The sequence below is a fragment of the Propioniciclava sp. MC1683 genome (assembly GCF_014164675.1).
In the GTDB taxonomy this organism is placed as follows: domain Bacteria; phylum Actinomycetota; class Actinomycetes; order Propionibacteriales; family Propionibacteriaceae; genus Propioniciclava.
Genome location: NZ_JACJFX010000004.1, coordinates 1 through 20538 on the forward strand (window position 1 = coordinate 1; position 20538 = coordinate 20538).

The 20538-nt window shown below is 72.7% G+C and carries 21 protein-coding genes, 1 tRNA gene and 1 pseudogene; 7 read left to right on the top strand and 16 right to left on the bottom strand.

The window, feature by feature from the left end; all coding sequences use genetic code 11:
* Window positions 1-643: pseudogene (locus H5397_RS03320) on the top strand (hypothetical protein); the annotation flags it as partial.
* Between the two features lie 80 nt (window positions 644-723).
* Here the strand turns inward: H5397_RS03320 and H5397_RS19050 are convergent.
* The 5 genes from H5397_RS19050 to dnaG all read right to left on the bottom strand — a co-directional run bounded on the left by H5397_RS19050 (window position 724) and on the right by dnaG (window position 4671).
* Complete coding sequence (locus tag H5397_RS19050) at window positions 724-981, bottom strand: transposase (protein WP_182814901.1); 258 nt, start codon at window positions 979-981, stop codon at window positions 724-726.
* Between the two features lie 183 nt (window positions 982-1164).
* Window positions 1165-1240: transfer RNA gene (locus tag H5397_RS03330), tRNA-Asn, on the bottom strand.
* An 88-nt stretch (window positions 1241-1328) separates the two neighbouring features.
* Entirely contained in the window at window positions 1329-1835 is a 507-nt protein-coding gene (locus H5397_RS03335) for a hypothetical protein (protein ID WP_182814902.1), read from the bottom strand.
* 19 nt (window positions 1836-1854) lie between these two features.
* Entirely contained in the window at window positions 1855-2712 is an 858-nt protein-coding gene (locus tag H5397_RS03340; RefSeq protein ID WP_182814903.1) for a sigma-70 family RNA polymerase sigma factor, read from the bottom strand.
* Between the two features lie 96 nt (window positions 2713-2808).
* Window positions 2809-4671, bottom strand: a complete 1863-nt coding sequence (gene dnaG, locus H5397_RS03345) for a DNA primase (RefSeq protein WP_182814904.1) — start codon at window positions 4669-4671, stop codon at window positions 2809-2811.
* 55 nt (window positions 4672-4726) lie between these two features.
* Between dnaG and H5397_RS03350 the strand changes: the two genes are divergently transcribed.
* The gene (locus H5397_RS03350; protein WP_182814905.1) at window positions 4727-5515 is read left to right on the top strand and encodes an ABC transporter permease; all 789 of its coding nucleotides are present in this window, start codon (window positions 4727-4729) and stop codon (window positions 5513-5515) included.
* 12 nt (window positions 5516-5527) lie between these two features.
* Here the strand turns inward: H5397_RS03350 and H5397_RS03355 are convergent, their stop codons facing one another.
* Window positions 5528-6604: an HD domain-containing protein gene (locus H5397_RS03355; protein ID WP_182815024.1), complete on the bottom strand. Its 1077-nt coding sequence runs from the start codon at window positions 6602-6604 to the stop codon at window positions 5528-5530.
* A gap of 101 nt (window positions 6605-6705) precedes the next feature.
* Here H5397_RS03355 and H5397_RS03360 point away from each other — a divergent pair, with 101 nt between their 5' ends.
* Window positions 6706-7557, top strand: coding sequence for a hypothetical protein (locus tag H5397_RS03360; protein ID WP_182814906.1), 852 nt, complete (start codon window positions 6706-6708; stop codon window positions 7555-7557).
* A 22-nt stretch (window positions 7558-7579) separates the two neighbouring features.
* Here the strand turns inward: H5397_RS03360 and dusB are convergent, their stop codons facing one another.
* Together dusB and H5397_RS03370 are read right to left on the bottom strand one after the other, a co-directional pair.
* Window positions 7580-8737 (bottom strand): tRNA dihydrouridine synthase DusB, encoded by a 1158-nt coding sequence (gene dusB / locus H5397_RS03365; RefSeq protein ID WP_260519445.1) that lies wholly within the window; start codon window positions 8735-8737, stop codon window positions 7580-7582.
* A 20-nt stretch (window positions 8738-8757) separates the two neighbouring features.
* Window positions 8758-9354 carry a TetR/AcrR family transcriptional regulator gene (locus tag H5397_RS03370; protein ID WP_182814907.1) on the bottom strand — a complete coding sequence of 199 codons (597 nt, stop codon included), beginning with the start codon at window positions 9352-9354 and terminating at the stop codon, window positions 8758-8760.
* A 69-nt stretch (window positions 9355-9423) separates the two neighbouring features.
* Here H5397_RS03370 and H5397_RS03375 point away from each other — a divergent pair, with 69 nt between their 5' ends.
* On the top strand, window positions 9424-10617 hold the full coding sequence (locus tag H5397_RS03375; protein WP_182814908.1) for an alpha-amylase family glycosyl hydrolase: 1194 nt from the start codon (window positions 9424-9426) through the stop codon (window positions 10615-10617).
* Window positions 10618-10627: 10 nt separating this feature from the next.
* Window positions 10628-11206: a DUF3267 domain-containing protein gene (locus H5397_RS03380; RefSeq protein ID WP_182814909.1), complete on the top strand. Its 579-nt coding sequence runs from the start codon at window positions 10628-10630 to the stop codon at window positions 11204-11206.
* A 22-nt stretch (window positions 11207-11228) separates the two neighbouring features.
* Here the strand turns inward: H5397_RS03380 and H5397_RS03385 are convergent, their stop codons facing one another.
* The 5 genes from H5397_RS03385 to H5397_RS03405 all read right to left on the bottom strand — a co-directional run bounded on the left by H5397_RS03385 (window position 11229) and on the right by H5397_RS03405 (window position 16399).
* Window positions 11229-11387, bottom strand: coding sequence for a hypothetical protein (locus H5397_RS03385; RefSeq protein ID WP_182814910.1), 159 nt, complete (start codon window positions 11385-11387; stop codon window positions 11229-11231).
* Window positions 11384-11866 (bottom strand): hypothetical protein, encoded by a 483-nt coding sequence (locus H5397_RS03390; protein ID WP_182814911.1) that lies wholly within the window; start codon window positions 11864-11866, stop codon window positions 11384-11386. The genes H5397_RS03385 and H5397_RS03390 overlap by 4 nt, the downstream gene beginning before the upstream one ends.
* The gene (locus tag H5397_RS03395; RefSeq protein ID WP_182814912.1) at window positions 11863-13971 is read right to left on the bottom strand and encodes an alpha-galactosidase; all 2109 of its coding nucleotides are present in this window, start codon (window positions 13969-13971) and stop codon (window positions 11863-11865) included. Before H5397_RS03395 ends, H5397_RS03390 begins: the two co-directional genes overlap by 4 nt.
* A gap of 18 nt (window positions 13972-13989) precedes the next feature.
* The gene (locus H5397_RS03400) at window positions 13990-15369 is read right to left on the bottom strand and encodes a glycine--tRNA ligase (protein WP_182815026.1); all 1380 of its coding nucleotides are present in this window, start codon (window positions 15367-15369) and stop codon (window positions 13990-13992) included.
* Window positions 15370-16090: 721 nt separating this feature from the next.
* A complete protein-coding gene (locus H5397_RS03405) occupies window positions 16091-16399 on the bottom strand; it encodes an antibiotic biosynthesis monooxygenase (RefSeq protein ID WP_182814913.1) in 309 nt (102 codons plus the stop codon).
* Between the two features lie 55 nt (window positions 16400-16454).
* Here H5397_RS03405 and H5397_RS03410 point away from each other — a divergent pair, with 55 nt between their 5' ends.
* Window positions 16455-16856 (top strand): Fur family transcriptional regulator, encoded by a 402-nt coding sequence (locus tag H5397_RS03410; RefSeq protein ID WP_220491958.1) that lies wholly within the window; start codon window positions 16455-16457, stop codon window positions 16854-16856.
* A 13-nt stretch (window positions 16857-16869) separates the two neighbouring features.
* Window positions 16870-17610: a DNA repair protein RecO gene (gene recO, locus H5397_RS03415; RefSeq protein ID WP_182814914.1), complete on the top strand. Its 741-nt coding sequence runs from the start codon at window positions 16870-16872 to the stop codon at window positions 17608-17610.
* Between the two features lie 6 nt (window positions 17611-17616).
* Here recO and larB read toward each other — a convergent pair whose 3' ends face one another.
* From larB to H5397_RS03430, 3 genes are read right to left on the bottom strand one after another with little or no spacing between them, the layout of a single operon-like run.
* The gene (gene larB, locus H5397_RS03420; protein WP_182814915.1) at window positions 17617-18282 is read right to left on the bottom strand and encodes a nickel pincer cofactor biosynthesis protein LarB; all 666 of its coding nucleotides are present in this window, start codon (window positions 18280-18282) and stop codon (window positions 17617-17619) included.
* The gene (larE, locus tag H5397_RS03425; protein WP_309224264.1) at window positions 18275-19147 is read right to left on the bottom strand and encodes an ATP-dependent sacrificial sulfur transferase LarE; all 873 of its coding nucleotides are present in this window, start codon (window positions 19145-19147) and stop codon (window positions 18275-18277) included. Before larE ends, larB begins: the two co-directional genes overlap by 8 nt.
* 47 nt (window positions 19148-19194) lie before the next feature.
* Complete coding sequence (locus tag H5397_RS03430; protein ID WP_182814916.1) at window positions 19195-20526, bottom strand: LarC family nickel insertion protein; 1332 nt, start codon at window positions 20524-20526, stop codon at window positions 19195-19197.
* Window positions 20527-20538 lie beyond the last annotated feature (12 nt).

Genomic DNA, 20538 nt, shown 5'->3' on the forward strand with positions numbered 1-20538 from the left:
GGACCACATCCGTGCCGAACTCGACCGGATCAAGACGCTACGCGACCGAGCCACCAAGACGCCAGCGAAGGCGTCGACCAGGACTGCAGCCAAGACGTCAAGGAAGGCGGACGGGCGGTCTGTGGAGCCGGCGCATGTGAAGGCCGAGTGTGCCCTGCGGGACCATCCCGCCTACGGCCGCTGGGTGAAGCAACAACCCTCGGGTCGGCTGGTCATCGACCGGGCCAAGGTCACCGCGGAGGAACGCCTCGACGGCAAGTACCTGCTGTCGACCTCCGACCCCGACCTGAGCGCCGAAGACATCGCCCTGGGCTACAAGAACCTGCTCGAGGCCGAACGCGGCTTCCGCGACCTGAAGTCCACCCTGGAGCTACGCCCGGTCCACCACCACCTGGAACCACGGATCCGCGCCCACGTCCTGCTGTGCTGGCTCGCCCTCCTGCTGATCCGCGTGGCCGAACGGTCCACCGGACAGACGCGGCGACGGATCGCGATCGAACTCGGCCGCGTCCACGCGGTCACCCTCACCGGGAGTGCCGGCAGCGTGGTCCACGTCACCCCGCTCAACACCACCCAAAGCGGCATTCTTGCCGCCTGCAAGGTCACCCCGCCCCCCACCGTGACTACCCTCACCCCAGCCTGACAAGGCAAAACGGCGCTTCTGGTGACCTGCGGACGCGTGGGCACACGACCCCACGCACCCAAACCACGCGTTCGACCTAGTCAACCCGCCAATTCAGGCGATTCATCTGCCCACCAACTGCGGAACCCGGGATCACTGGTCATCCCGGGCCGCTTCCCCGCGTCGATGTCGGCCTGCTTGACCCATCCCCGCAGGGTGTCGGGATTCACCCCGATCCTCGACCCGATCCGCTTCACCGCCGCGTTCAACGACAACGCCGAGTCCTGCTCACGGGCCTCAGCCACAAGCCGCATAGCACGGGCCCGCAACTCCTCGGGGTACTTCCTTGGTGCTGGCATGGTCTGCCTCCTCTCGCGGAATCAGACCACGAGACCCGGGGCGGTTCAATGCGACAAGGGTCCACCCCTGTCCCACAAAGGGTCATCGGTGTCGCCGAAAACACCACGTGGGTACCAACGTGGGTACTTTGGGCAATAGAGGAATTTGTGAAGCCAACCCAGTAGTGGTTTCACTAGGGTGTTTGGCTCCCCCGACTGGACTCGAACCAGTAACCCTCTGATTAACAGTCAGATGCTCTGCCAATTGAGCTACAGGGGACCGCTGTGCGCGAGAAGGAACACTACCAGCCGTGCTGGGGATCGCAAAGTTGGCCGCCCTCCCCCGCAGGCCCGGGGCGCAGGCAGCCTCAGAAGGCGTACTCAGCGCGCAGTCGACCGAGCTCGGCTTCGGTGAAGGCGACGGTCTCCTCGTCCATCTTCACCCCGGCGGCCGGGTGGGCCGTCCACAGCACGCGGGCGCCCTCGTCCATGAGGTTGCGCCGGGCGCTGATGGTGATCGTCTTGCCGGGCCGGGGGTGGATCGCCGTCTGGAACAGGAAGGTCGCTTCGACGCGCTCCTTGAACACCTCGGGGAACGAGCCTGGCTCGACCAGCGGGACGCGGGTCGTCTCGCCGGTCGACATCTGCACCCAGCGCATGGTCTTGCTCTCGCCGTCCCAGCCCCCGCGCAGGATGTCGTGCCAGCCGAGCTCGGCGACATCGTCACCGACGACGTGGACCAGCCGGTCGTGGAGGGCGACGACGGCTCCGTTCTCGGTGCGGCCCCAGGCCAGAATGCGGGGCCGGCGTCCGAGGAACCCGGACACCTTGGCCGCCAGGTCGTCGGGCAGGGCAGTGCGCGAGAAGAGTTTCACGGCCCCCATTGTGCCCGGCTCACGCAGCGAGCAGGTCGTCCGTCCCGGCCCGGAGCAGCTCGAGCGCCTGCCGCTCCCGCCGCCGGACCGTCGACGGGCTGCGGCCCAGATCTCCGGCCACCTCGGCGTGCGACCGCGCGGGCCCGTCCAGGCCGTAGAGCTGGCTGACGATCCACCGGTCGGTGTCGTCGAGCCGCCGCAGCAGCCGTCTCACGGCGGCCCGGTCCACCCCGTCGGACGCCTCGGGCTCGGCCTCGGCGGCCAGCAGGCGCCAGCCCGCGGCGTCCGGGGCGAGGGTGACGGGCGGCGCGAAGGCAAGCAGCGTCCGGACCACCGAGACGCTCTCCCCCAGCTCGCCGGCGACCTCCTCGGCGAGTGGTCGCCGCGCCAGCGTCATGGTGAGCCGGGCCGAGGCGGCCCGAGCTCGCCGCCACTCGCGGGCCCGCCGCGGCGACATGCCGAGGCTGCCGAGCGAGGTGACCGCGGCGTCCCACACCCGCATGCGGATGCGCGGGACGGCGTAGGTCGCGAACCGCGACCGGGTGGGGTCGAAGCGGTCGATCGCTTCGAGGAGCCCGATCGCCCCCTCCTGCACCAGCTCGTCCAGGTCGTGGCCGGTGGAGCGGGCGATGGGCCGCGCCACCCAGGTGACCAGCGGCGCGTTGACCTCGGCGAGCCGGGTGCGGGCGCGCCGGCCGTCCGCGGCCATGGCGTCGAGCTCGGCTGCAGTTGCGGCGGGTGCGCCCACGAACCAGCCGCGTCGGGCGGCCTCGGCGATCGTCCCGGCCTCGATGAGGCGCAGCAGGCGATCGTTCTCGGTGGCGTGGGTGGGCGGGGTGTCGAGGTCGGCGACGACGGTGGGGGTGCTGTCTGGCATGCACCCGAGCCTCGTGGGCGAGGGGTACCCGCAAGACCCCCCGGGAGTTGTTCCGCCTGCAACATCCGGACAACAACGATTGTCCGGAGCCCTTGCCTACGAGCCGACCGCGTGCTGCTCGAGGGTGCGGCGCTGGGTCTCGAGCTCGAGGAGGCGCGCGAACATCCGGTTGTAAGCGGCCTGCTCCTCGACGGGGTTGGTGCGCTGCATGCGCGACTTGAGGTCGTTGATGTCCCGCACCACGCGGGCCAGGCGCAGGCGCGCGGCGTACTCGCGGGCGTAGGCGCCCGACGGCTCGGCCAGCAACGGCTCGACCGAGAGGGCGACGACGAGCTGCTCCCCCACCGGGTCGGGCATGGCGTCCACGATCGCCTGCGCGAAGCCCGTCTGGCTGCGGTCGGCGGCCGCGGCCACCTCGAAGACGTGCCGGTAGCTGGGGTGCTGGAAGTCGTCGGCGACCACGCCGCCCCAGTCATCGGGGAACAGGCTCGGGTGCTGCACCACCAGCTTGAGCAGGCCGCGCTCGGTGGCCAGCCGTCGGTCCCCCGCGTCGGGCAGCAGCATCATCGCCACCTGCCCGGACGCCGCGGGCTCGGCCGTGGCCTCCTGCCGCGGGTGGCGCTCCGGCTCGGGCGCAACCTTGCGGTTGTTGACCCGCTGCACCTCGGCGCGGACGGTGTCGGTGTCCATGCCGACCATGCCGGCGAGCTCGCGCAGGTACTCCGAGACCAGCGACCGGTCGCGCACCGACGCCACGAGGGGGGCGGCGGCGCGGACGGCGCCGAGGCGTCCCTCGGCCCGGTCGAGGTCGAACTGGCCCAGCGTGTTCTTCATCACGTACCGGTACAGCGGCACCCGGCGGGCGACGAGCTCGCGCACGGCGGCGTCCCCGGACTGGATGCGCAGGTCGCAGGGGTCCATCCCGGTGGGCTCGATGGCGACGTAGGTCTGCGACGAGAAGGTGGAGTCCGACGAGAAGACCTTGAGCGCGGCGGCTTGCCCGGCGGCGTCCCCGTCGAAGGTGAACACGACCTCGCCTGCGAGGGCGTCGGAGGTCATCAGGCGGGCGATCATCCGACTGTGGTCGGGGCCGAACGCGGTGCCGCAGGAGGCGACGGCGGTGTCGACGCCGGCAATGTGGCAGGCCATGACGTCGGTGTAGCCCTCGACGACGACGGCCTGGTTCTTCTTGCCGATGTTCTTGCGGGCCAGGTCGAGGCCGTAGAGCACGTGCGACTTCTTGTAGACCGGCGTCTCGGGGGTGTTGAGGTACTTGGCCGGCATCCGGTCGTCCTCGTACAGCTTGCGCGCGCCGAAGCCGAGCGTCGATCGACCGGCGTCGCGGATCGGCCACAGCAGGCGGCCCTGGAAGAAGTCCCAGCCCTGCTCGCGCACGAGGCCGGCCTTGACCAGGTCGTCACGAGTGAACTTCTTCGCCGTCAGGTGGTTGAGCAGGTCGCGGCCGCCGCGCGGGGCGTAGCCGATCCCGAAGTGCTCGGCGTGCTCACGGGTGAAGCCGCGCTGGTCGAGGAACACGCGCCCGGCCAGCGCGTCGGGGCTGGTCAGCTGGGCCGCGAAGAACTCGGCGGCGGCCTGGTTGGCCTCCAGGATGCGCATGCGCAGGCCGGGCTCGTGCCGCGGACCGCCGTCGCCCTCGGTGTAGCGCAGCTGGATCCCGCACCGGTCGGCCAGGAACTCCACCGCCTCGGTGAAGCCCATGTTGTTGACCTGCTGGACGAACTTGATGACGTCGCCGCCCTCGCCGCAACCGAAGCAGTAGTAGAAGCCCTTGCTGGGCGTCACCCGGAAGCTGGGGGTCTTCTCGTCGTGGAATGGGCACAGCCCCACCAGCGCGCCGCCCCCGGCGGGCCTGAGCATCACGAACGAGCTGACGATGTCGTCGATCCGGCTCCTCTCGCGGACCGTCTCGAGGTCCTCGGGGTGGATCAGGCCGGCCATGGCGCGCAGTCTAGCCGCGCGGGCCGCGCCCGGGCTCGGGCGTAGGGTGAGGCGCATGACCGTGACCATCGGGTGGGGCCTGGCCGTCGCTCTCGTGCTGTTGGTGGCGCTCGGCGTCGTGGCGGCCCGGCTGGGCCGGCTCGGGGCCCCGGACGCCCAGGGCCGGGCCCGTCCGCTGGCCCGGGAGCAGGTGGTCGCGGCCCTGCGCGCTGTGGTGCAGCTCGCGCTGATCGCCGGTGTGGTGACCGTGGCCGTGCAGACCTGGTGGGGCGGGCTGGCCTTCGCGCTGGTCATGTTCGCCATCGGCGTGTGGACGACGACCGGGCGGGTGGGCGTCCGGGACCGCTGGCCGTGGACCGCGCTCGCGATGGCCGCCGGGGTACTGCCGGTGCTGCTCATCGTGTTCCTCACCGGGGCCGCGCCGTTCAACGGCATCACCATCGTCGCCCTGGGCGGGATCGTCGCCGGCAACATGATGACCGCGCACACGCTGGCCGGGCGCCGCACGTTCGCGGAACTGCGCGACAACAGGGCGTCCTACGAGGCCGCCCTGTCGCTCGGCTTCGAACGCCGCCCGGCCATCGGACTGGTCGCCGACCGCGTGCTCGGCGAGGCGCTCATCCCCAACATCGACCAGACCCGGACCGTTGGCCTGGTCACCCTCCCCGGCGCTTTCATCGGCGTGCTGCTCGGCGGCGGCTCCCCACTCCAGGCGGGCGCGGCCCAGGTGCTGGTGCTCATCGGCATCATGGCCGGGCAGGCCTGCACGGTGGGCGTCTTCGGCGAGCTGGTGCGACGGGCCCGCATCGTCCCGGCCGACCTGGTCCCCGTCCTGCACCCGTGACCCTGGGGTGGGTCAGACGCCGCGGCCGATGCCCTGGGGCAGGCGGTCGGGATCCCAGCCGAGGAGCTGCTCGGCCATGTCGAACGCGAACCGGTCGGTCATGCCGCCGACGTAGGTGACGGCGGTGCGCACGAGGTCGTCCTCGGCGCCGGCGTGGTAGTCGCCGGGCATCGAGCGGGGGTGCTCGCAGTAGTACTCGACCAGGCCCCGCAGCACCTCGATCACCGCGTTGCTCTGCGCGACCGACTCGGGGCGGGTGTAGATCTGCTCGTAGTTGAACTTCCGCAGCGCGGCGAGGGCGGCGGCGACGTCGGCGTCCATGCCGACGATGCCGGTCTCGGCGACCGTGCCGATGATCGACCGGATGAAGGTGGCCAGCTGCTCGCGCCGGGTCCGGCCGGCGACCTCCGCGACCTCGGCGGGGAGGTCGTCGAGGGAGACGATCCCGGCGTGCACGGCGTCCTCGAGGTCGTGGGCGCAGTAGGCGATGCGGTCGGCCCAACTGACCAGCTCGCCCTCGATCGTCATCGGCGCCGGCCGCGACCACGAGTGGTTGCGGATGCCGTCGAGCGTCTCCACACACAGGTTCAGGGGCGTGAGCACGACGTCGGCGCCCCACGGGCCGTGGTCGTAGCCGCCGGGGATGAAGGCGTCGAAGGCGTCCTCCGACGCGTGCCCGCCCGGGCCGTGCCCGCAGTCGTGGCCGAGCGCCATCGCGTCGGCGAGCGTGACGTTGACGCCGATGCCGCGGGCCAGCGACGTGGCGACCTGCGCGACCTCGATGGCGTGGGTGAGCCGGGTGCGCTGGTGGTCGGTCGGGTAGACCACGACCTGGGTCTTGCCGGCCAGCCGGCGGAACGCGGTCGAGTGCACGATCCGGTCGCGGTCGCGCTCGAAGCAGGTGCGCTCGATGTCGGGCTCCTCCTCGATCGCCCGGTTGCCGGCCCCCGACGCGAACGTGGCCTCCGGACGCCACAACCTACGCTGGGTTTCCTCCCGGGCCTCGCGGCCGATCGGGGCGGGCAGGTCGAGGCGGGCGGACGAGTCGCGGTGGGCCCGGACCACGTCGCCGTCGGCGTGGCCCGCCATGGTGCGGGCCCAGGCGACCGTGCGGGGGTTCAGCGCGTCCGTCATGGGTTCATCTTCGCGTCCTTCGTAAGATGGGACCACCACCGACACGAGGACGGACGATGAGCGACCAGTACCCCACCCCCGACCCCCAGCGCCGCGAGACGGATCCGGACACCCCCGAGCAGTCGGTGCCCCAGGCGCCCGAGTCGGCGTCCGACGCCACCTACAACCCGCCCCAGTACGGGTCCACCGGGTCGACCGCCTACGGGCAGCAGGCCTACGAGGCCCCCCGCTACGACCAGCAGCCCCCGCAGGCCCAGGGCGGCTACGCGCCGCCGGCCTACGGCCATGAGCAGGCCCAACAGCAGTACCAGGCGCCGCAGTACGGCCAGCAGGCCTACGAGCAGCCCTACGCCCAGCAGCAGTACGGGCAGCCCCAGCAGCAGTACGGGCAGCCCCCGCAGCAGCCGTACGGCCAGCAGCAGTACGGGCAGCAGGGTGGCTACGGCCAGCAGTACCCGGCGCAGCCCTACGGCCAGCAGTACCAGCCCGCCGAGTACCAGCCCCAGTGGCCGAGCGAGCCCGAGCCCCCGCAGAGCAAGACGCTCGGCCTCATGGGCCTGGCGGTCGTCGCGATCTGCACCCTCGTCGTCGCGATCGCCGGCTACCTCGTCGGCGCGGGGATGGGGCAGTTCATGCTCGACTACGGCATCGACTCGATGCAGAACCCCGACCCCAACGACCCGATGCTGATCGCCTTCGGCCAGCAGCTCCAGGGCCCGTTCACCGCGATCACCTTCGGGACGCTCGCCGGCATCGTGGGCTGGATCGTCAGCATCATCGCCGTCTCCCGCCGCCGCGGGCGCACCTTGGGGATCTGGGGCATCATCCTCGGCACCCTCGCCCCCATCATCGGCGTCATCGCGATGATGGTCGGCATGTGGCCGGCCGCCTCGGTACTGGCGGGCTGACCCCGACGGGCTGGCCCGAGGGTCAGCCCCCCGAGACGTCGGACTCGGCGGCGGAGAGGTCCTCGTCGCCGAGTTCGCGGCTGTCCAGCCACCCGTACGGCAGGGTGACGTGGGCCCGCGGCGTCCCCTGACGGCCCCGCGGCGTGCCGAGCTCGTGCTCGGGGTAGGTGGCCGTCGGGTCGAGCTGGGCGATGTTCTCGTCGAGCTCGGCCAGGCTCGAGACCGTCGCGAAGGCGCGGCGCAGGTCGCCCCCGATCGGGAACCCCTTGAAGTACCAGGCCATGTGCTTGCGCAGGTCGGTGAGCCCCCAGCGCTCTCCGTGCAGCTCGGCCAGCAGCACCGCGTGCCGGCGCAGCATGGCGGTCACCTCGCCGAGCGTCGGGTAGGGCTGGACGGGGCGTCCGGCGAAGGCGTCGGCCAGGTCGCGGAACAGCCACGGACGCCCCAGGCAGCCGCGGCCGATCACCACGCCCGCAGCGCCGGTCTGCTCGACCATGCGGAGGGCGTCCGCGCCCTCCCAGATGTCGCCGTTGCCGAGGACGGGGATGTCGACGGCGTCGACGAGGGTGGCGATGTGCTCCCAGCGGGCCTCGCCCGCGTAGGCCTGCTGCACCGTGCGGGCGTGCAGGGCGATCGCGGCGACGCCCGCGTCCTGGGCGATGCGGCCGGCATCGAGGTAGGTGAGGTGGTCGTCGTCGATGCCCATGCGGGTCTTGACCGTGACCGGGACCCCGTGGGCGTCAGCCGCCTTCACCGTCGCGCGCAGGATGGACTCGAGGCGGTCGGTCTTCCACGGCAGGGCTCCCCCGCCGCCGCGGCGGGTCACCTTCGGCACGGGGCAGCCGAGGTTGAGGTCGATGTGGTGGACGCCGAACTCCTCGCACAGGATGTGCGCGGCGCGGGCCATGATGTCGGCGTCCACGCCGTAGAGCTGCACCGAGCGCACCGTCTCGCCGGGGGCGAACTGCAGCATCCCGAAGGTCTTGGGGATGCGCTCGACGATGCCGCGGCTGGTGATCATCTCGCAGACGTACAGGCCCGCGCCCTGCTCCAGGCACAGCTGGCGGTAGGCCGGGTTCGTGATGCCGGCCATCGGGGCCAGGACCACCGGGGTCGCCACCTCGACCGATCCCCCGGAGGGGGCGGTGAAGCGGAGCGGCTCGGGGACGACGTCAGGCACGTCGGCCAAGCTTACGCCGATCAGCGGCGCCAGTCGCCCAGCGCCCCCTGCAGGGCGCCGAGGGCGGCCTCGGCGAGCGGGTGCCGGTCGTCCTCGGGGCAGCCGTCGGACGCCCAGGCCGCACCCGCGGCGTCCAGGAAGCCGAGGAAGCCGAGCAGGGAGAACCGGTCGCGCGCGGCGTCGGTGGGCTGCAGCACCTCGGTGAGGAAGGCCAGGTCGGCCTCGCGCGCACGGTCCCGGACGCCGGCGGCTGCGGCCGGCTCCTCCCGGGCCAGGCTGCCGCGGGCGTGCGCGGCGACGTGGTCGAGCCGGGCGAGCACCCAGGTGCGGACCCGGTCGCGGGCCGAGGTGTTGGCCGGCAGCGCCTCGTCCGCCGCCCGCTGGCGGTCGGCGAGGTGGGCCAGGTCGGCCTCGAGGACCGCGGCGTAGAGGCACTCCTTGGAGCCGAAGTAGTGGAAGACGATGGCCGGCGATCCCCCGGCCTGCCGCGCAACCTCGGGCACCCCGACCTCGCCGTAGGACGCCGTGGCGAACGCCGCGCGTGCTGCCGCGAGGATGGCGGCGCGGCGCTCCTCGGGGCCGAGGCGCCTGCGCGGCGCGGGTCGTGTTGCCGTCATGTTTGCCAGCGTACCGGTTATTGAGCTACTCTCAACAACGTTATTGATCGTCAGTCAACAGGAGATGCGATGAGCCTCGACGACCACGCCATCTGGTACCACGTCTACCCCCTCGGTGCCCTGGGCGCGCCCGTCCACGAGCGCGGCGCGGAGGTGGTGCACCGCCTGGGCGCCCTGGAGCCGTGGCTCGACCACGCGGTCGGGCTGGGCTGCTCGGGCCTGCTGCTCGGTCCGATCTTCACGTCGGTGTCGCACGGCTACGACACGCTGGACCACTACTCCATCGACCCCCGGCTCGGCGACGACGGCGACTTCGACGCGCTCGTCGCGGCGTGCCGCGAGCGGGGCCTGTCGCTCATGCTCGACGGGGTGTTCAACCACGTCAGCACCCAGCACGGGCTGGTGGGCGAGGACTCCCCCATGCTGCGCCGCTCGAACGGCTACCTGTACACGTGGGAGGGCCACGACAACCTCGTCGAGCTCGACCACACCCGCGCCGACGTGGCTGACTGGATCACCGGGATCATGCTTCACTGGCTGCGCCGCGGCATCGCCGGCTGGCGGCTGGACGTGGCCTACGCCGTGGCGCCGGAGTTCTGGCGCGAGGTGATCGCGCGGGTGCGGCGCGAGTTCCCGGACGCGCTCTTCCTCGGCGAGGTCATCCACGGCGACTACGGCGCGATCGCGGAGGCCGCCACCTTCGACTCCGTCACCGCCTACGAGCTGTGGAAGGCGACCTGGAGCTCGATCAAGGACATCAACTGCTGGGAGCTGGCCCATGCCCTGGAGCGCCACCGCTCCTTCTCGGCGAACCACGTGCTGAACACGTTCGTCGGCAACCACGACGTCGACCGGATCGCGTCCCTGGTGGGGGGCGACGGGGCCGCGCTCGCGGCGTCCGTGCTCTTCACCGTGCCCGGCATGCCGAGCGTGTACTACGGCGACGAGCAGGGCTTCACCGGCGTGCGCGGCACGGGCCTCTACGCCGACGACGCCGTCCGCCCGCCGCTGCCCGCGACGCCGGCCGACCTGCTGCCGACCGGTGCGTGGCTGGAGACGGTGTACCGGGACCTGATCGGCTTCCGCCGTCGGCACGCGTGGCTCTCCCGCGGGCACCTGGCGGTGGTCGCCAAGGAGAACGCCTGGATCGAGTACGCGGTGACGCACGGCGACGATCGGGTCGACGTGCGACTCGAGCTCGAGCCCACCCCGCGCGTCGTCGTGCGCGCGTCGGACGGCGAGACCTGGGGGTGGTCGGCATAGGCTCCCCCGCATGACCGACCCCGCGGCCGAGTGGACGACCGTCGAGTGGACCATGGAGCAGTTCGACACCGAGCAGATGGCCCGGCGCAGCCTGGTCTGGTTCGCGGTCGGCGGGCTGGTGTTCGCAGCGCTGGCGATCCGGCCGGCGCTGCTGCACGACCCCTTCGCGAGCCTCGGCAACCTCGTGCCGTTCGCGGGCCTGCTCGTCGCCGGGACGCTGGCGGCGTTGGTGGTGCACGAGGCCGTCCACGGGTTGGTGATGGCCCGCTACGGCGCCCGGCCGCAGTTCGGGGTCGGGATGATGCAGGGCACGGTCCCCTACGCGTACGCCACATCGCCCGGTTTCAGGTACACGCGGCGGCAGTTCTGGTGGGTGGCGATGATGCCCACGTTCGTCGTCAACGCGCTGCTGGCCGTCCTGGTGTTCACCCTCCCGTGGGGCCCCTACCTCGTGCTGCCGGCCGCGTTCCACCTGTCGGGGTGCATCGGGGACTGGATGATCCTGCGGATGGTGGCCGAGCACCCCGAGGGCACGTTGGTCGAGGACACCCGGGAGGGTGTGATCCTGCACGTGCCTCCGACCCCCTGAGGCTGGGACAGACCCGGCGGGGTCACACCTTCTTCTGCCACAGGCCCTCGAGGCCGATGGGCGCGAATCCGAGCGCGTCGTTGATGGCGAGCATCCAGCGGTTCTCGTTGGCGTTCCACGTGTGCACCCGTCGGGCGTGGGGGTTCTCGGCCAACAGCGCGGTCAGGTTCGCAGCCTTCACCCGTTGCCCCAGGCGGTGCCCGCGGTGGTCACCGTGGACGATGGTGTTCTCCTGCCACACCCCCGCGGGGTTCTCGGCCGGCCAGGCCAGCTCGGGACCGGCAGCCGCGGCCGGAACGTCACCCGGTCGTGGACCCTCGTCCCTCCGGCAACGGGCGCCAACGTCCGCTCGTGCTCCCACAGGCGCATGCTCAGCATCGACGACCGTTCGAGGAAGCGCCGGCCCGGTTGGACCTCGACCACGACGAGCCGGTCGAAGTCGAACGGGACGATCCCGAACAGGCGGAGCCAGGCACGTCCGAGGGGACGCCCCAACGGCACCGAGTCGATCGCCAGCCCCGTGGTCCCCCGCGGCATGGTCATCGTCAGCCACGGCCGCAGCTCGTGGTTGATGCCGTCCGGGTCGACGACGCGGGCCCAGACCGCGGCCACCCCGGCCGGGACGACCACCTCGTTCTCCACCGTCGTGGTCGCGCTCACCCGACCCGCACCGCCTCCACGAGCAGCACCTGGTCGGGCGGCATGACGGGGAACCGCAGGCCCACCTCGGCGAGCACCCGACCGGTCAGCCGGACGCCGCCGAACCAGGCCGGCAGGCCGAACAGGAGCGGCGGCGCGGCCGGGATGACCGGGCGCACGTCCCACACGGCGTCCGCGACCAGGCCCGGGAGTGCGACGTCACCGAGGTTCGACACCGGGCCCGACGCCCCCGACCCGATCGAGAAGATGCCCCGCTGGGGCGTGACCACCCCGTGCACCCACACGTCGGCGTCGGGCGAGTCGACCCGCACGAGGTCGCCGGCGAGCAGCGTCGAACGGGCGTCCTTCCACCACGCGATCCATGCGCCCAGCTCGGCGAGCTCGGACGCCGAGGCCTCGGCCAGGTCCCACTCGACCCCGAGGTGCCCGAACACCGCCGTGGACGCGCGGAACGTCAGGTCGTGCACGCGGCCCGTGGTCTGGGACTGCCCCGACGCGATGTGCGAGCCGAGCAGGTCGGGAGGCAGCAACTGTCCGGTCCAGCGCAGCATCCGCTGGCGCTCGTGCGGGTCGATCACGTCGGATGTCCATACCCGGTCGGTGCGCTGCAGCACCTCGAGGTCGATGCGCCCGCCACCCGACGAGCACGACTCGATCTCGAGCCCCTGCTGGGCGGCCCTGAGCTCGTCCATGAGCCGGTACGCGGCGAGGGTCTGCTCGTGCACGGCGGACGCACCGTCCGGGCCGCCGGCGTCCACGAGGTCGCGGTTGTGGTCCCACTTCAGGTAGGCGATGTCGTGGTCGCGCAGCACGGCCAGGAGCTGGTCGCGCACGTGCTCGTACGCCTCGGGGATCGTCAGGTTCAGCACCTGCTGGTGCCGTGCCTCGACCGGCAGCCGGCCGTGGCCGGGCTGCATCACCCAGTCGGGGTGGGCGCGGGCCACGTCGGAGTCCATGTTCACCATCTCGGGCTCGACCCAGAGCCCGAACTGCATGCCGAGCCCGCGGACGTGGTCGACCAGCGGTCCGAGCCCGTCGGGCCAGACCTCGGGGCTGACCACCCAGTCCCCCAGCCCGCGGGTGTCGTCGCGCCGGGCCCCGAACCAGCCGTCGTCCAGCACGAACCGCTCGATGCCCACCTGTGCGGCCAGGTCGGCGAGGTGCTGCAGCCGGTCGAGGGAGTGGCCGAAGTGGACCGCCTCCCACACGTTCAGGGTCACCGGGCGCTCGACGCCCGGGTGGGTCGGCCGAGCTCGCAGCCAACGGTGGAAGCGGTGCGCCACGGCGTCCAGCCCCTCGCCCCAACTCCCGTACACCCACGGGCCGGCGTAGGTCTGCCCGGGCGCCAGCCGGCCCTCGCCCGGCAGCAGCAGTTCGCCGCCGCCCAGCACCTGCACGCCGGACGCCGTGCGCTCGGCGGTGTGCACGTGGTTGCCGCTCCACGCGACGTGGACGCCCCACACCTCGCCGGAGCGGAACCCGAACCCGGGCACCCCGACGTGCAGGACCGTGGGTGCGTCGAAGCCGGTGCGACCGGCGCGACCCTCGCGGCGGTGCTGGCCCACCACGAGCGGGGTGCGTTGGGGGTGGCGCTCGGAGCCCCAGCCGCCGGCCAGGTCGAGGAGCTCGCGGGCGCGGCGCGGCACGGGCAGCACGACCAGCAGCTCGGCGACGTCGTAGTCGTCGTCCGCGGTGTTGGTCACCGACGCGCGGGTACGCACCAGCCCCTGCGGCGTCAGCTCGACCTCCACCGAGAGCTCCAGCCCACACGCGTCGTCGGACGACGAGTACGTGACGGCGTCCCCCATCCGCTCGACGGCGGTGACGACCCAGCGCGGCGACCAATCCCGACCGGCACGCGAGCCGGTCAGGCCCGGCCGCCCCAGCCAACCGGTGGACGCCTCGGGCACGAGCGACACCCGCACCGGCACGTCCGGGCTGCTGGGCAGGACCGTCGGCGCGGTGGCGGCGGCGAGGAAACTCAAGCCCTCGGCGTCCAGCTCACCGAGGTCGGCGCCCCAGTGGAGCACCGCGGGCAGACGCCCGTCGCTGGAGTCGAGGACGAGGCTGACCCCGCCCGCACGCAGGTGGATGAGTGCGGTCATGGGGCCAGCCTAGGCACATCAGCAGCCGAGCAGGCGCGCCCCGAGCCACGAGGCGACCTGGTCGAGGGCCACCCGCTCCTGCGCCATGGTGTCGCGCTCGCGGATGGTGACGGCCTGGTCGTCGAGGGTGTCGAAGTCGACGGTCACGCAGTAGGGCGTGCCGATCTCGTCCTGGCGGCGGTAGCGGCGGCCGATGGCCTGGGCGTCGTCGAACTCGACGTTCCAGTGCTTGCGCAGCTCGGCGGCCAGGTCGCGGGCCTTCGGCGACAGCTGCTCGTTGCGCGACAGCGGCAGCACGGCCACCTTGACCGGCGACAGGCGCGGGTCGAGCTTGAGCACGGTGCGGGTGTCGACGCCGCCCTTGGCGTTGGGCGCCTCGTCCTCGGCGTAGGCCTCGACGAGGAACGCCATCACCGAGCGGGTGAGGCCGGCCGACGGCTCGATCACGTACGGGGTGTAGCGCTCGCCCTTGGCCTGGTCGAAGTACGACAGGTCCTCGCCCGAGTGCTGGGAGTGGGTGCCGAGGTCGAAGTCGGTGCGGTTCGCAATGCCCTCGAGCTCGCCCCAGCCGTCACCGCCGGTGAAGCCGAAGTTGTACTCGATGTCGACCGTGCGCTTGGAGTAGTGGGACAGCTTCTCGGCGGGGTGCTCGTAGAGGCGCAGGTTCTCCGGCTTGATGCCGAGGTCGGTGTACCAGCCCATGCGGGCGTCGATCCAGTCCTGGTGCCACTGCTCGTCGGTGCCGGGCTCGACGAAGAACTCGACCTCCATCTGCTCGAACTCGCGGGTGCGGAAGATGAAGTTGCCGGGCGTGATCTCGTTGCGGAAGCTCTTGCCGACCTGGCCGATGCCGAACGGCACCTTCATGCGCGAGGTCTGCACGACGTTGCCGAAGTTCACGAAGATGCCCTGCGCGGTCTCGGGGCGCAGGTAGTGCAGGCCCGACTCGTCCTCGATGACGCCGAGGTAGGTCTTCAGCATCATGTTGAAGTCGCGCGGCTCGGTGAACTGGCCCAGGTTGCCGCACTCGGGGCAGTTGATCTCGTTCAGGCCCTCGGGGGCGCGGCCCTTCTTGAACTCGAAGGCCTCCTCGAGCTGGTCGGCGCGGAACCGCTTGTGGCAGCTCAGGCACTCGGTCAGCGGGTCGGAGAAGACGCCGACGTGGCCGGAGGCCACCCAGACCTGCTTGGGCAGGATGATGGAGCTGTCGAGGCCCACGACGTCAGCGCGGCCCTGGACGACGTTCTTCCACCACTGGCGCTTGATGTTCTCCTTGAGCTCGACGCCGTAGGGACCGTAGTCCCAGGCCGCCCGGGTGCCGCCGTAGATCTCCCCGCAGGGGTACACGAAGCCACGGCGCTTCGTGAGGCTGATGACGTTGTCGAGCTTGTTGGCCATGTGACCCGGTGCCTCCTTGTCGGCTGGGGATGCCCGGCCGGCATCCTCCATGTGCTGGGCCACCCTATCCGGCCGCCGGAGTGGCCCGCACGGCGTCCGGGAGCCGCGAGACCGGGACGACCACGACGTCGTTGAGCTTCCAGTCCAGGCCCTGGATCGTGTCGACGAGCGCCTCGAGGTCGGCCAGCTCGACCGGGGCGCTGGGCACGACGACAGCAGCGCGTTCTCCCCCAGCGGCACGGCGAGCACGTGCTCGACCTTCCCGCCGTCGAACTCCGAGGTCGCGTGGGGCCGGGTCAGGGCCACCTTGTCCGCCCAGGGCGACTTGGCGGTCAGCCCGCCAGCGAGCACGTCGAGCTCGCCGCGCTCCATGGCGGCGACCAGCTCCTCCTCGCCGCCCACGCGCCACGAGACCTCGGCACCGAGCGACGCGGCGAAGTCGGCGACCAGGTCGGCCTCGGGGCCGGTCACGCGGTCGCCGTCGACCCGTACCAGCCCACCGCCGGGGGACGCCCCGGCCCGCAGCACGCCGTCGGCGCGGACCCGGTCGAGGGTGCCGTCGGGGTCGGCCGGGATCGTCGCACAGCTGGCCAGCAGGACGGCTGCGGCGACGCACAGGGCGGCGAATCGCCTCGTCAGGAGCTTCACGGCGGCCACGCTACGCCGGAGGATCCGGCACGGGACCACCCCCACGGGGGGCAGCGGGCTCAGCCCGGGCGGGTCACTCCCCGCGCGGCAGGTTGTCGCCGACCTCGGCCGGGTCGAGGTAGGCCGACGGCTCGTCGAGGGCCTCGCTCATCAGGGTGACCAGCACCATCTTGGCCTCGTATCCGTTGTAGGCCCGGCGGTAGGAGCCGACGTTCTCCCACGTCGTCTGGATGGCCCACAGGTCGGGCTCGTCGAGGTTGCGCACCAGGGTGGCCGAGATGTTGCCGGGGCGGAACTCGAAGAAGGCGACGGCGGCCTCGGCGCGCTCCACGAAGGACGCCTCGGCCTCGGGTGCGACGCGGAAGCGACTGAAGGCCAGCATGCGGCCCAGCCTAACCGCCGACGGGTAGTCTGGGCCGGACGAGGAGGGCCGAGCATTGACCACCACACCCCAGCGGCGGACGCGGCAGCGCGCCACCATCGCCGAGGTGATGTTCGAGATCGAGGAGTTCCGCACCGCGCAGGACATCCACGACCTCCTGCGCCACCAGGGCCACTCAGTCGGCCTGGCCACCGTCTACCGCAACCTGCAGGCGATGGCCGAGGCGGGCGAGGTCGACGTGGTGCGGCTGCCCGACGGTCAGGCGTCCTACCGGGCGTGCGGCACCGCCACCCACGCACACCACCACCACCTGATCTGCCGCTCCTGCGGCCGCACGGTCGAGATCGCGTTCGCCGGCGTCGAGGAGCTCATCGACGCCCTCGCCCGCCAGCACGGCTTCAGCGACGTCGACCACTCCATCGAGCTCCACGGCGTCTGCCCCGACTGCGCCGCCTGAGCCGGGAGCCCCGATGCCCACCTACCGCGACGAGGGCGTGGTCCTGCGCACCCACAAGCTGGGCGAGGCCGACCGCATCATCACCGTGCTCTCCCGCCGCCACGGCAAGGTTCGCGCCGTCGCCCGCGGCGTCCGACGCACCTCCAGCAAGTGGGGCGCCCGGCTCGAGCCGTTCAGCCACGTCGACCTCCAGTTCGCGACCGGCCGCACGCTCGACGTGATCACCGAGGCCGTGACGCTGCACGCGTGGTCCGAGCCGCTGTGCACCGACTACCCGCGCTACACGGTCGGGCAGGTCATGCTCGAGACCGCCGACCGCCTGGTGAGCATCGAGAACGAGCCGGCGCTCCCCCAGTTCCAGCTCCTGACCGGCGCCCTCAACGCGCTGGTGGGCGGCACCAGCGACGGGCCGCGTCCGGCCACGATGGTCATGGACTCCTACCTCCTGCGCGCCGTCGCCACCGCCGGCTTCGCGCCGAGCCTGGACGCGTGCGCCTCGTGCGGCGAGGTGGGCCCGCACGAGGCCTTCTCCCCCGCCTCCGGCGGCCTGGTCTGCCCGCGCTGCCGCCCACCCGGGACGCCGCAGGTGCGGCCCGCCACGCTGGCGCTCCTGTCCGCGCTGATCAGCGGGGACTGGCCGGCCACGCGCGCGGCCGACGAGCCGACGCAACGGCAGGCGTCCGGGCTGATCGCCGCGTTCGTGGCCTGGCACCTCGAGCGGGGCCTGCGCACGATGCAGCACGTCGCGCGCTGACAGCCCTCAGCCGCGGGGCGCCGCGATCTGGGCGGCGAGGTGGCCGCCGCCGTAGCCGTTGTCGATGTTCACCACGCCCACGCCGGGGGCGCAGGCGTTGAGCATCGTGAGCAGCGGGGCGATGCCGCCGAAGGCCGCCCCGTAGCCGACCGAGGTCGGCACCGCCACGACCGGGCACGCGACGAGGCCGGCGATGAGGCCGGGCAGTGCGCCGTCCATGCCGGCGACCACGACGATGGCGCCCGCTGAGCGGAACAGGTCGAGCTTGTCCAGGGTGCGGTGCACCCCGGCGATGCCGACGTCGACGACCAGCTCGGCACGGCGTCCGAGGTGGCGGGCGGTGAGCAGCGCCTCGCGGGCCACGGGCAGGTCGGAGGTGCCCGCGCACGCGACGACGACGAGGTCCCCGGTCGGCTCGGGCAGGCGCGGCGGCCAGACCAGGACCCGGGCGACCGGGTCGTGGTGGGCGTCCGGCAGCGCTGCGCGGACCGCGGCGGCGCGTTCGGCGTCGGCGCGGGTGAAGATCGTGACCACGTCGGGGCGCTCGCCGACACGGCGCGCGATCTCGCGGCACTGGTCGACCGACTTGCCCTCGCAGTAGACGGCCTCGGGGAACCCGCCCCGGCGCTGCCCGCGGTCGAGGTCGAGGTCGGCGATGTCGTCGTCAGCCACGGCGCAGCACCTGCAGCGTGAACGCGCCCGACTGCAGCCCGGCCAGGTCGACCGTCACGTAGGCGAACCCGGCCGCGCGCAGGCGGGCCAGCACGGCGTCGCGGCGCTCGGCGTCGGCGAACAGGGCGAGCTCGGCGGCGGGCACCTCGAGGCGGGCGATGTCGCAGTGGTGGCGGACGCGGGAGTCGGTGAACCCGAGGTCACGCAGCGCCTCCTCGCCGGCCTCGACCTGCTTGAGCTTGGCGGGGGTGACCTCCTGCCCGTGCGGGATCCGGCTGGCGAGGCAGGGGGCGGCGGGCTTGTCGGCGACCGACAGTCCCAGCGCGCGGGCCAGGGCGCGCACGCGGCGCTTGGTCAGGCCGGCGTCGGCGAGCGGCCGCAGCACGGCGTGCTCGGTGGCAGCGCGGGCGCCGGGCCGGTCGATGCGGGCGGCATCGTCGGCGTTCTCGCCGTAGGCCACCGCCGCGAGCCCGTGTTCGGCGACGAGCCGGGAGTCGATGACGGTGAACATCTCGTCCTTGCAGTGGAAGCACCGGTCGACGTCGTTGCGGCGGTAGGCCGGGTTGTCGCCCTCGTGGGTCGAGAACTCGACCACCGCGGCGCCGATCTCCTGCGCCGTGGCACGGGCGCCGGCGAGCTCGTCGCGGGCCAGGGAGTCGGACACCGCCAGCAGGCCGAGGGCCCGGTCGGCGCCCAGCGCGCGCACCGCGACGGCGAGGAGCACGGCGGAGTCCACGCCGCCGGAGTAGGCCACCCCGAGGCGGCCGGACCCCGGCAGGCGGCTCGCCACGGCGAGCGCGTCCGCGAGCGGCTCACCGGCCAAGCCGGACCACCGGCCCGCCTCCTCACTGTGCTGTGTCGCCACCCGCGCTCCTTCCGCTGCCGTCACCCTACCGGCGCATCGGCGGCCGTTCAGGCGTTGCAGGCACCCGGCACGATCCCGGACGCCGCGGCCGCGGCCTGGGCGCGACCCAACACGTCGGCCTCCGGACGCCCCAACGCCAGCGCGGCGGCCGCCACGTCGGCGAACTCCGGGGTGGCGTGCAGGACGACCCCGTCGCGCGAGCCGACCTTGACCCGGACCGCCTGTCCGTCGACGTCGACGGTGGTCCAGGAGCGGTCCAGGACGGTGCGGGTCACCGGCGTCCAGCGGACGCCGAGGGTCGAGGTGCGGGTCAGGATCGCGTCGGTGACCGCGTCGTGGTGGTCGGCGTCGGCGAGGGCATGCAGGGTGAACGCGGGGCGTCCCTTCTTCATCTGGATGGGCACCAGCCACGCGTCGGCCGCGCCGGCGGCCAGCAGCGTGTCGAGCACGCCCGGCCACAGCCGCGGGTCGAGGTCGTCGACGTTGGCGCGCAGCTCGGCCAGCCCGGTCGCCGGGCGGTCGGCGGCGGTCTCGCCCAGAACGACGCGGACGACGTTGGGCCAGCCCACCGTGTCCTTGCCGCCGGCGCCCACGCCGAGCCCGCGCACGGTCAGGCCGGGCAACGCCTCGCAGCGGTCGCCGGCCAGGGCGCGCACCAGCGCCATGCCGGTCGGCGTGGCCAGCTCGCCGACACTGCCGGGCGTCGTCACCGCGGCCGGGGTGTCGTGGGTGTGGTGGTGATGGTCGTGAGGGTGCTCGTGCAGGTGGTCATGGGGGTGCCCGTGCCCGTGGTGGTCGTCGTGGTCGTGGTGGTGGGCGCCCGCGCGCTCGGGCGTGGGGTGCACCTGCCAGCCGAGGACGAGCTCGGCGACGGCGGGCACCGGCACCGGGATGTCGCCGTGGGCCGCCCGCACCCGGCCGGACCCGACGCGCACGGCGGACGCGGAGACCGAGGTCACCCCGAGCAGCCGCAGGGCCTCGCAGGCGCCGACGACGTCGGCGATGGAGTCCAGCGCCCCGACCTCGTGGAAGTGCACCGTGTCGGGGTCGACGCCGTGGGTCCGGCCCTCGGCCTCAGCGAGGCGGCCGAAGGCGGCCAGTGCCCGGGCGCGGGTCTCGTCGGCGAGGTCGGCCTCGGCCAGCATCGCGCGGATGCTCGCCCACGTGCGGTGGGGCGGGTCGTCGACCAGCACGCGGACGCGGGCCTTGGTCGCCCGCTGCCCCCCGCGGGTCACCTCCTCGGTGTCGAGGCGCACCGCCCCGGGCACCACGGCGTCCAGGGCGGCCTGCAGGGCGCCGACGTCGGCGCCCGCGTCGACCAGCGCCCCGAGGACCATGTCACCGGCGACCCCGGCGGAGATGTCGAACCATGCGTGCATGGCCGCCATTGT

Bases quoted from the DNA above. Each gene is read 5' to 3' on its own strand.
- H5397_RS19050 (WP_182814901.1), bottom strand. From the start codon at position 981: ATGCCAGCACCAAGGAAGTACCCCGAGGAGTTGCGGGCCCGTGCTATG.
- H5397_RS03340 (WP_182814903.1), bottom strand. From the start codon at position 2,712: ATGCCAGACAGCACCCCCACCGTCGTCGCCGACCTCGACACCCCGCCC.
- dnaG (WP_182814904.1), bottom strand. From the start codon at position 4,671: ATGGCCGGCCTGATCCACCCCGAGGACCTCGAGACGGTCCGCGAGAGG.
- H5397_RS03350 (WP_182814905.1), top strand. From the start codon at position 4,727: ATGACCGTGACCATCGGGTGGGGCCTGGCCGTCGCTCTCGTGCTGTTG.
- H5397_RS03355 (WP_182815024.1), bottom strand. From the start codon at position 6,604: ATGGCGGGCCACGCCGACGGCGACGTGGTCCGGGCCCACCGCGACTCG.
- H5397_RS03360 (WP_182814906.1), top strand. From the start codon at position 6,706: ATGAGCGACCAGTACCCCACCCCCGACCCCCAGCGCCGCGAGACGGAT.
- H5397_RS03370 (WP_182814907.1), bottom strand. From the start codon at position 9,354: ATGACGGCAACACGACCCGCGCCGCGCAGGCGCCTCGGCCCCGAGGAG.
- H5397_RS03375 (WP_182814908.1), top strand. From the start codon at position 9,424: ATGAGCCTCGACGACCACGCCATCTGGTACCACGTCTACCCCCTCGGT.
- H5397_RS03380 (WP_182814909.1), top strand. From the start codon at position 10,628: ATGACCGACCCCGCGGCCGAGTGGACGACCGTCGAGTGGACCATGGAG.
- H5397_RS03395 (WP_182814912.1), bottom strand. From the start codon at position 13,971: ATGACCGCACTCATCCACCTGCGTGCGGGCGGGGTCAGCCTCGTCCTC.
- H5397_RS03400 (WP_182815026.1), bottom strand. From the start codon at position 15,369: ATGGCCAACAAGCTCGACAACGTCATCAGCCTCACGAAGCGCCGTGGC.
- H5397_RS03405 (WP_182814913.1), bottom strand. From the start codon at position 16,399: ATGCTGGCCTTCAGTCGCTTCCGCGTCGCACCCGAGGCCGAGGCGTCC.
- recO (WP_182814914.1), top strand. From the start codon at position 16,870: ATGCCCACCTACCGCGACGAGGGCGTGGTCCTGCGCACCCACAAGCTG.
- H5397_RS03430 (WP_182814916.1), bottom strand. From the start codon at position 20,526: ATGCACGCATGGTTCGACATCTCCGCCGGGGTCGCCGGTGACATGGTC.